Genomic DNA, 7,779 nt, shown 5'->3' on the forward strand with positions numbered 1-7,779 from the left:
CCCTGAAAAAAATTCTTTCTTCCGGAAAACAATTTACATTTCCCGGCATTGGCAGTTTGGCCAGGGATGTAAATGGAAAACTATTTTTCCTTTCCGTTAATGAATTAATGAATTTCCAAACAGATGATAAAGCTATAGATTCTAATGTTAATGAAAATAAACCATTGGTCTCTCAGTCAAGTGTTCATCCGGAAAATGCACCTGCTCAAGTAAATCAAAGTGATATTCAGGAAACTTCCAGAGAGAAGGTAGTGGAATCAAACAGGGAAGATAAAGATATATTTGACCTTTTGTCGGATGATTCTACTTTACAGGATAAAAAAAAGTTCAGATGGTGGTGGGGCCTGGGAATTTTTGTGCTGATTTTTGCTTCCTGGTTGATATTTTGGGATGGAATAAATGAACTTAAAAACATAAAGGAATCCATTGCCCTGATTTTTACTTCTCCTGCAAGTCAGGAAAATATCAAAATTAAAGATGCAAAGCATAAAACGGACACGATAGAAAGAGGAGCTGGCAAATCAATTCTGGCTATTGTCTCGGAGGAAGATACTGATTATAAATCGGTGAATAACATCGCACTTAGAGCCATTTTAAACCAACCACATGAATCTTTTTTTCCAAAAAAAGAAAAAAAGATTTCTCAAAAGTTGAATACTGCCGGTTCTTTGAAAAAATATCACCTGGTGGCAGGTTGTTTTAAAAAGAAACAGTATGCCAGTTTGTATGTAAAAAAGTTACAGGAGAAAGGATTTACAGTCAAAATGGTACTAAGAAAAAATGGTTTTTATACCCTGAGCATTGGTTCGTACTCTTCTTTAGCGAAGGCAAAAAAAGCACTTCAAACCAATTACCGGGAAAAAAATACAGTTTGCTGGATTATGTATTATTGATGGCTTTTATTTGAGCTTTACCCTTGCAAACACAGGCTGATGGTCACTCCAAGCAAAATTGGTATTGATCGTTTGAACGGCAACCGGTTCTATATTGGGAGAAATTAAATACATATCAATAACCGTTGTCAGGGTTTCGACTGAATTGTATGGTTTATCTACCCGGCGGTTGGATGGGGTACGAGGATCAAATAACCATTGCCACCCGGCAGGTGTGAAATCTTTACTGATATAATTCAAATCCAGGGTGTTGAAATTTTCGAACTGGGGTTTTAGTCCGTTGGGGCTTTGGTTCCAATCGCCTCCAACCATTACATAGTTGCCTTTTTGATATTCGTTTAAAATGAACTTTTTCAGAAAAGCCATTTCTTTGGGCTTGAGAATGTTTTTTGTATCAAAAGCCGAATTGTGGGTGTTGATCAACACGAATTTCTTGCCATTTGATAATGGATAATAGTTTACCAGACAACAGCGGTTGAGCATGAAAAGATTTTTGGGCCAGGGAAATTTTCCGGGGTATGAATATCGCATGGATAATTGTGGCTTAAAGCGGCTGAAGGTTGCAATTCCCGAAAATACTTTCCCCATGGGATTGGAAACAGGAACGGGAACAAAGGCTACATCGTAATTTTTTGCAAAATAACTGTGATAATTGGACAGGATATGATGAATGCTGTCGGTTTCATTGATGTGATAACTTCTTTTGGAATTCTGGTCTACTTCCTGAAGCATAATAAAATCGAGGTTCTCATTATGCCATAAAAAACTGATGACTTTACTCAGACTTTTTAGCACCCTGGCTTTTGTTGGCCTGACCATTTTGCCGCCATCGTAGAAAAAATCCATTTTGCTGTCCAGCCCGCAATATCCGATATTCCAGATTAGCAAATTGAATTCTCCATTTTGAGGGAGAATGTCAAATTCCTTATTTTCTGCTAAGGTTTCGCTGGGCTTAGGCCTGTATGCAGTGCACCAGGTGAATAGAAAGAATGCTGCAAATACGGCAATGACAGTGATCACTATCACAGTTATAATGTGGATTATTTTCATTTTTAATCGATTAGCATTATAAATGAAGCTAAAATTGATGAGTTGAAAAATAAAGGCCTTACGATCATTACGCAAAGCCTTTATTAATGCTTATTTAAGAAGATTATTTGGTCGGTACATTTTTTAAAGTTTCAACCAGAAGATCCCAGAATTTTTTAACAGATTTGATTTCAACCTGTTCATCTGGGGAGTGTGGATGTTGAATAGTAGGCCCGAATGAAATCATATCCCAGTTAGGATAAACTCCTCCGAGTAATCCACATTCCAGTCCGGCATGAATAGCCTTAATGCAAGGTTCGGTACCGAACAATTTCTTATAAGTTGTTTCTACGGCATGTAAAATTGGAGAATCAACGTTGGGTTTCCAGCCCGGGTAATTGTCTGCAAATTCTGCTTTTGCTCCGGCCAGCTCGAAAACACATTGAATCATATCGGCCAGGTCATCTTTTGAAGAATCCACTGAACTACGAAGCAGGCATTGTAAGTCGATTACTCCGTCATGTGATTTGACACTTGCCAGATTATTTGAGGTCTCAACCAGTCCTGGCATAGAATCACTCATCCGCATCACCCCATTGGGACAACCGTAAACCGCAAGGATTAAGTTCTTTTGGGTAAGAGCATCAATTACATGAGATGGAATATCTGTTGGTTCAGCGGTAAAACTAATGTGTGGTTCAACAGCTGCATATTCTTCCTGGAAAATTTTTTCTGCTTTGACAACTGCTTCTTTCAGCGCATTTTCTTTATCTTTAGGTACCAGAGCTGTTACAAAGGATTCAAAAGGAATGGCATTGCGCAATCCGCCTCCGTCAATTTCTGACATGCGCAAACCAAATTCTTTGGTCGCATGTTTTAAAAAGCGGTTCATTAATTTATTGGCATTAGCCCTGCCCAAATGTATATCAGCGCCAGAATGTCCGCCTTTTAATCCTGAAAGTACCAGTTTGAAAGCTGACATGCCGGCAGGTGTCTTTTCGCTGTGGTAATTGAAGCTGATATTGGCATTTATCCCGCCTGCACAACCGATATACAGAATACCTTCTTCTTCAGAATCCATGTTCAGGAATATATCTCCTTTAAGCAAGCCTGCTTTCAGGTTTGAAGCACCGGTCATACCTGTTTCTTCGTCTATAGTAAACAAAGCTTCAATCGGGCCATGGGCGATTTCCTTGTCTTCAAGAACTGCCAATGCGGCTGCAACTCCAATGCCATCATCCCCGCCAAGTGTGGTTCCTTTGGCTTTTACGTACTCGCCCTCAATGTGGGCCTGGATTGGATCTTTTAAGAAATCGTGATTGGTGGTACTATTTTTTTGTGGAACCATATCTACGTGACCTTGCAGAATAACTCCAACTCGGTTTTCCATTCCTTTGGTGGCCGGCTTGCGAATGATGACGTTACCTATTTCATCAACTATAGTCTCCAAACCATGACTAATTCCAAATTCTTTAATAAAGTTCACGACATCATGTTCGTGCTTTGATGGATGTGGAATTTTACAAATTTGTTCAAAATTTACCCATAAAGCTTTGGGTTGTAGATCACTAAGTTCACTCATTGATAATCCTCCTAAATAATTTTATCTTATTGATTATTCTGAATTTAATTCATTTTTCGAAAGTTAATATTTTTTTACCAGTCAAAATATCAATGATAGAAATATTTTAATTTTGACTTAAACCCTCATTCAAGTTCTTTAAAAGTAATATATCCTTGACGATAGAGCTGTCCTAGAAATTTTGCCACTCTTGTCTCAATATTGTCCGCAGGTTTGTGTTCCCCGGCAAGCAATAATTCTATCTCTTCGCAGATTTGCAAGACCTTCCGGGTTCCGTCTATAAGACGCCAGAGTGCAGAACCTGTTTCGTCAAGTTCTACCCTGAACGAAATTGACTTTCTGTGCGGGATAAACCATCTGGCAAAAGCTTCATTTTTAAACTTGGGAATGATCAGCACAACTTTCCCGTTTTCCTCAATAGTAGATTGATGAAGTTGCACAGGAGTCATCTCCAGGAGGTTGAGCTTTTTAAGTAATTTCTTCCGTTTAAAAAAATTCATTTTTGAAAATCGGTTTGTCTGAAACTTTAATCAGGGATAAAGCAATTTAAAAACTATAACCCCGGCAAAAACCGGGGTTATAAATTTCCATTTAAAATCTTTAATTGTCTTATTTCTTTTCGGCTTGTTTTAATGGAATCCTTATTAACATTAGCGCAATAAGAGTAAGAACAGCTAAACCTATGATGTAGGAAGGATTTTTAAATACTGCTGGCGGGAATTTGTCGAAAGCAGCAAAAATTGCGAAAACCAATCCCATCAGTGCTTCACCTGCAATCAGACCAGAGGCCAGAAGGACACCAATATTTTCGGCTTTGGACCTTTGGAAATCGCTGAATTTCTTTTTGTCTTTATAATATTCGACAATTCCTTTAATCATACCTCCGATAAATATTGCAAAGGTAGTATCCAATGGCAGGTACATGCCCACACTTACTAGCATAGGACTCTTAACCTGCATCAGAATAAAGCCGATTCCTAAAAAGACACCCACGATAATCAGGGGCCAGGCCATTTGTCCGCCAACAATACCTTGTGAAAGTATAGCCATCAGGCTGGCTTGGGGGGCTGAAAGTTGTTTGCTTCCAAAACCTCCTTCATATCCTTCTTTGATGCCTTTGGCAATATCCCCTTCATTTAGGAAGGATAAAACTCCGAACATGACCACACCTGCAGCAACTACACCGATGATATCGCCTATCTGCATTTTCCAGGGAGTACCGCCCAGGATGTGTCCTGCTTTCAGATCCTGCAACATTTCTCCTGCAACAGCAGCCGAAACACAAACAATAGCTGCAACGCCCAGTACCGATGCAACACCTTCACGTCCTTTAACACCCAACAAAACAAGTATTAATGCAGTTACCACCAAAGCGGTAAGGGTAAGTCCGCTGATCGGGTTATTGCTTGAGCCCATGATACCGACCAAGTAACCGGAAACAGCAGCAAAGAAGAATGCCAGAATGATCATAACCGTAGCAGCTACAAGGGCAACAACAAAGGTGGTTTTAAATATACAAAACGTAATGAAAAAAGTAAGAATGGCAACTACTACTATTCCGCAGATGATCCAACCGAAGCTGATGTCTTTTTCGTTGCGGGGGACATTTACCTCAATACCTTTGGCGGCTTTTTTTACATCGCCGATTGAACGGGCGATACCTTCGGTCAGGCTTTTGCGCATCATGAAGAGGGTATAGCAGGCACCTACCAGCATCCCACCGATTGCTATAGGCCTTACAATGAATTTCCATACCTGATAGGCTGAATTTACCCAGGCTTTTGCTATTGCAGCATCCATGCTCAACGTTGGATCAGCGGCTTTAAGGCCTGCAGCAATTGAATTAATATCTATTCCTGAAGAAAGGAAATAGAGGATGATAGGGGTAAGCAATCCCCATGCAATGATACCCCCGCTGAAGTTAAGGGAGCCTAACCTGGGGCCGATAATATAACCTACGCCAACATAAGCCGGGCTGATGCTGGGCGAACCTGCCAGTAATCCGCCCTTTCCGGTGAATTTAGTGCCGGCAATCAGTTGTTTGCTGAATGTGATAAATTTTTCCCAATATGTGCTGAAAACCTTGAATTCTCCCAAAGCTTTTACCAAACCGCCCAAAAACATGGCTCCGAAAAGGTATTTGGAAGAACCGTCCGACCCCTGTCCGGCTTTGTGGATTTCTGAAGCTGCAACTGATTCGGGAAAGGGAAGTTCTACGTCTTCAACCATTACCCTGCGGAGAAGGGCTACAAACATGATACCCAGCACACCGCCTGCAACTAAAATCAAAGAGGAGGTGATGTAATTCCCGGGGGTGAAAAAAGGTTTCCAAATTCCGGCCACAAAAAAAGCAGGTAGCGTAAAAATGGCTCCTGCTGCGACGGATTCCCCAATGGATCCTACGGTACGTGCAAAATTTTCTTCCAGCAAGGATCCCTTCATCGCTTTTAGGATTGCCATGCCGATTACTGCTGCAGGGTAGGTGGCCGCGATGGTCATGCCTGCTTTTAAACCCAAATACGCATTGGCCGCGCCCAGTACAACAGCCAATACCAATCCTATGATCAGGGCCTTAGCTGTAAATTCTGCCATACTTGTTTCTGCAGAAACAAATGGCACATATTTTTTTTGTTCTGACATACTTGTATTTTAAAATTGAACGAATAAAATATTTTCTTATTAATGGGCTAAAAGTATAAAAAAATAAAAGCAAAAACATATTTTTTTTCATGATGCTCCTCATGTTTTTGTTTTATTCGTCTATTTTATTCTTTAAATTAGTTTCGTCAACTCAAAAAATTAATATTTCACGATTTTTTTTACAATTTTTCCGCCATTTTTTAAGTTAGCCACCAACAGGTAAAAACCGGGTTGAATATCGCTCGTATTTACGCAGGAAATATCTGTCTCTTTCACTTTCTTAATTAAACTTCCCTGAATTGTACAAATATCTATCCCTTGAATGCCTTCCTGGCTTTCTATATTAATCTGGGAAGAAAAGGGATTGGGAAAAATCCTGAATGAAGTTGAATTGTCATTGGTGAGGACAACCGTTCCGGTCAATGGAGCCGGAGGGGTGCCCTGTAGTTTTACATTCGAATACATCCGGTATTCTCCGGGTTTTAAAGTAAGGGTGGTTAAAGTTGAAGCAAGATTAAGGGTATTCCCGGTAAAGAATTCATACCAGGTGCCGGCTGAAGGGAAAGTGAAGGTATAATCCAGACTGTTCACATCAAAATTCCCCATTATAAAGACTGAGGAGTCACCTAAATTGAGCTGTATAGTTTTAATATTGCCTGAATCTCTTATCATGAAATTTGTGGTCGAAAAAACAGGTTCCTGTAATCTTAATTTTATCAGGGCTGCAGTGATATCATAAAGGTGCTTACGGTTTGGGTTGGCATAATACTCCCATTTTGGTGCTTTGTCTGAAAGTCTTCCTCCCTGGTTTATGCTGATGTCATAGCCCAGTTCTCCGAATTCCCAGAGCATTTTAGGCCCTGGCACAGTATAGAAAAAAGTCGAGGCCAGTTCCATCCTTTGCAAAGCAGTGAGGGTGTCTTTTATATTGTAGGTTCCTGCAGAATTTCCATATGTTATATTTTTATACATCAACCGCTCTTCATCATGGCTTTCCATATATCCCATCCTGTTGGGATAACCCCAACCTTTATTTTTGTATGAAATTTCCGAGAGTTTAGAATCACTGTTGTATCCCATAGTTGCTTCATTATAGGCGTGATTCATGTTGCCCCAAAGTATATCTCCATAGTTGGCCAGAGTGGTTTCTTCAGTGTTATTGGTCAGATGTTCAAATATCATATAGGCATTGGGTTTACGTTTCCATACTTCGGATGACATCCTTTTCAGGTTAAATATTCGTGCCGTATCAAAGGATGATGCCCAGTAATCTGAATCGCTTCTGTTTGCATAAGGTGTATTTGAGAAGCCTTTGGTGAAGTCGTAACGGAAACCGTCAATTTTATATTCACTCATCCAGTAGGAGGCAATGCTGTCAACCAGCTTTCGCGTGTATGGGCTATCATGGTTAAAGTCGTAACCAAATTGCAGGGAAGTGTTTTGAATATTGCTGGTTACATTGTACCAGGGATTCTGTACAGTAGGTTTCCCGTTTGCAAAATACATCCTGACCAACGGTGAGGATCCATAGGAATGATTCAGGACAAGGTCCTGGATTACTGCGATGCCCTGCTTGTGACATTCGTCTATGAACTGTTTGTAATCATTTTTAGTGCCATAGGCCTTATCGGGTGC

6 protein-coding genes are annotated in these 7,779 nt (G+C 40.2%); 1 reads left to right on the top strand and 5 read right to left on the bottom strand.

Translation table 11 applies throughout. The features are described from left to right. The coding region (locus Q8907_09965) for an SPOR domain-containing protein (protein ID MDP4274591.1) at positions 1–893 on the top strand (893 nt) is incomplete at its 5' end. Between the two features lie 6 nt (positions 894–899). Here the strand turns inward: Q8907_09965 and Q8907_09970 are convergent. The 5 genes from Q8907_09970 to Q8907_09990 all read right to left on the bottom strand — a co-directional run. Beyond that, positions 900–1,943: an endonuclease/exonuclease/phosphatase family protein gene (locus Q8907_09970; protein ID MDP4274592.1), complete on the bottom strand. Its 1,044-nt coding sequence runs from the start codon at positions 1,941–1,943 to the stop codon at positions 900–902. Between the two features lie 103 nt (positions 1,944–2,046). After that, a complete protein-coding gene (locus tag Q8907_09975; protein ID MDP4274593.1) occupies positions 2,047–3,504 on the bottom strand; it encodes an aminoacyl-histidine dipeptidase in 1,458 nt (485 codons plus the stop codon). 125 nt (positions 3,505–3,629) lie between these two features. Continuing rightward, the gene (locus Q8907_09980) at positions 3,630–4,004 is read right to left on the bottom strand and encodes a PqqD family protein (GenBank protein ID MDP4274594.1); all 375 of its coding nucleotides are present in this window, start codon (positions 4,002–4,004) and stop codon (positions 3,630–3,632) included. 109 nt (positions 4,005–4,113) lie between these two features. Further along, positions 4,114–6,144: an oligopeptide transporter, OPT family gene (locus Q8907_09985; GenBank protein MDP4274595.1), complete on the bottom strand. Its 2,031-nt coding sequence runs from the start codon at positions 6,142–6,144 to the stop codon at positions 4,114–4,116. A gap of 159 nt (positions 6,145–6,303) precedes the next feature. Then, positions 6,304–7,779: alpha-amylase family glycosyl hydrolase (locus Q8907_09990; GenBank protein ID MDP4274596.1), on the bottom strand; the 1,476-nt coding region annotated here is incomplete at its 5' end.

The sequence above is a fragment of the Bacteroidota bacterium genome (genome assembly GCA_030706565.1).
Taxonomy (GTDB): Bacteria; Bacteroidota; Bacteroidia; order Bacteroidales; family JAUZOH01; genus JAUZOH01.

Coding starts and splice junctions, on each gene's coding strand:
- Q8907_09970 (MDP4274592.1), bottom strand. CDS start 1,943: ATGAAAATAATCCACATTATAACTGTGATAGTGATCACTGTCATTGCC.
- Q8907_09975 (MDP4274593.1), bottom strand. CDS start 3,504: ATGAGTGAACTTAGTGATCTACAACCCAAAGCTTTATGGGTAAATTTT.
- Q8907_09980 (MDP4274594.1), bottom strand. CDS start 4,004: ATGAATTTTTTTAAACGGAAGAAATTACTTAAAAAGCTCAACCTCCTG.
- Q8907_09985 (MDP4274595.1), bottom strand. CDS start 6,144: ATGTCAGAACAAAAAAAATATGTGCCATTTGTTTCTGCAGAAACAAGT.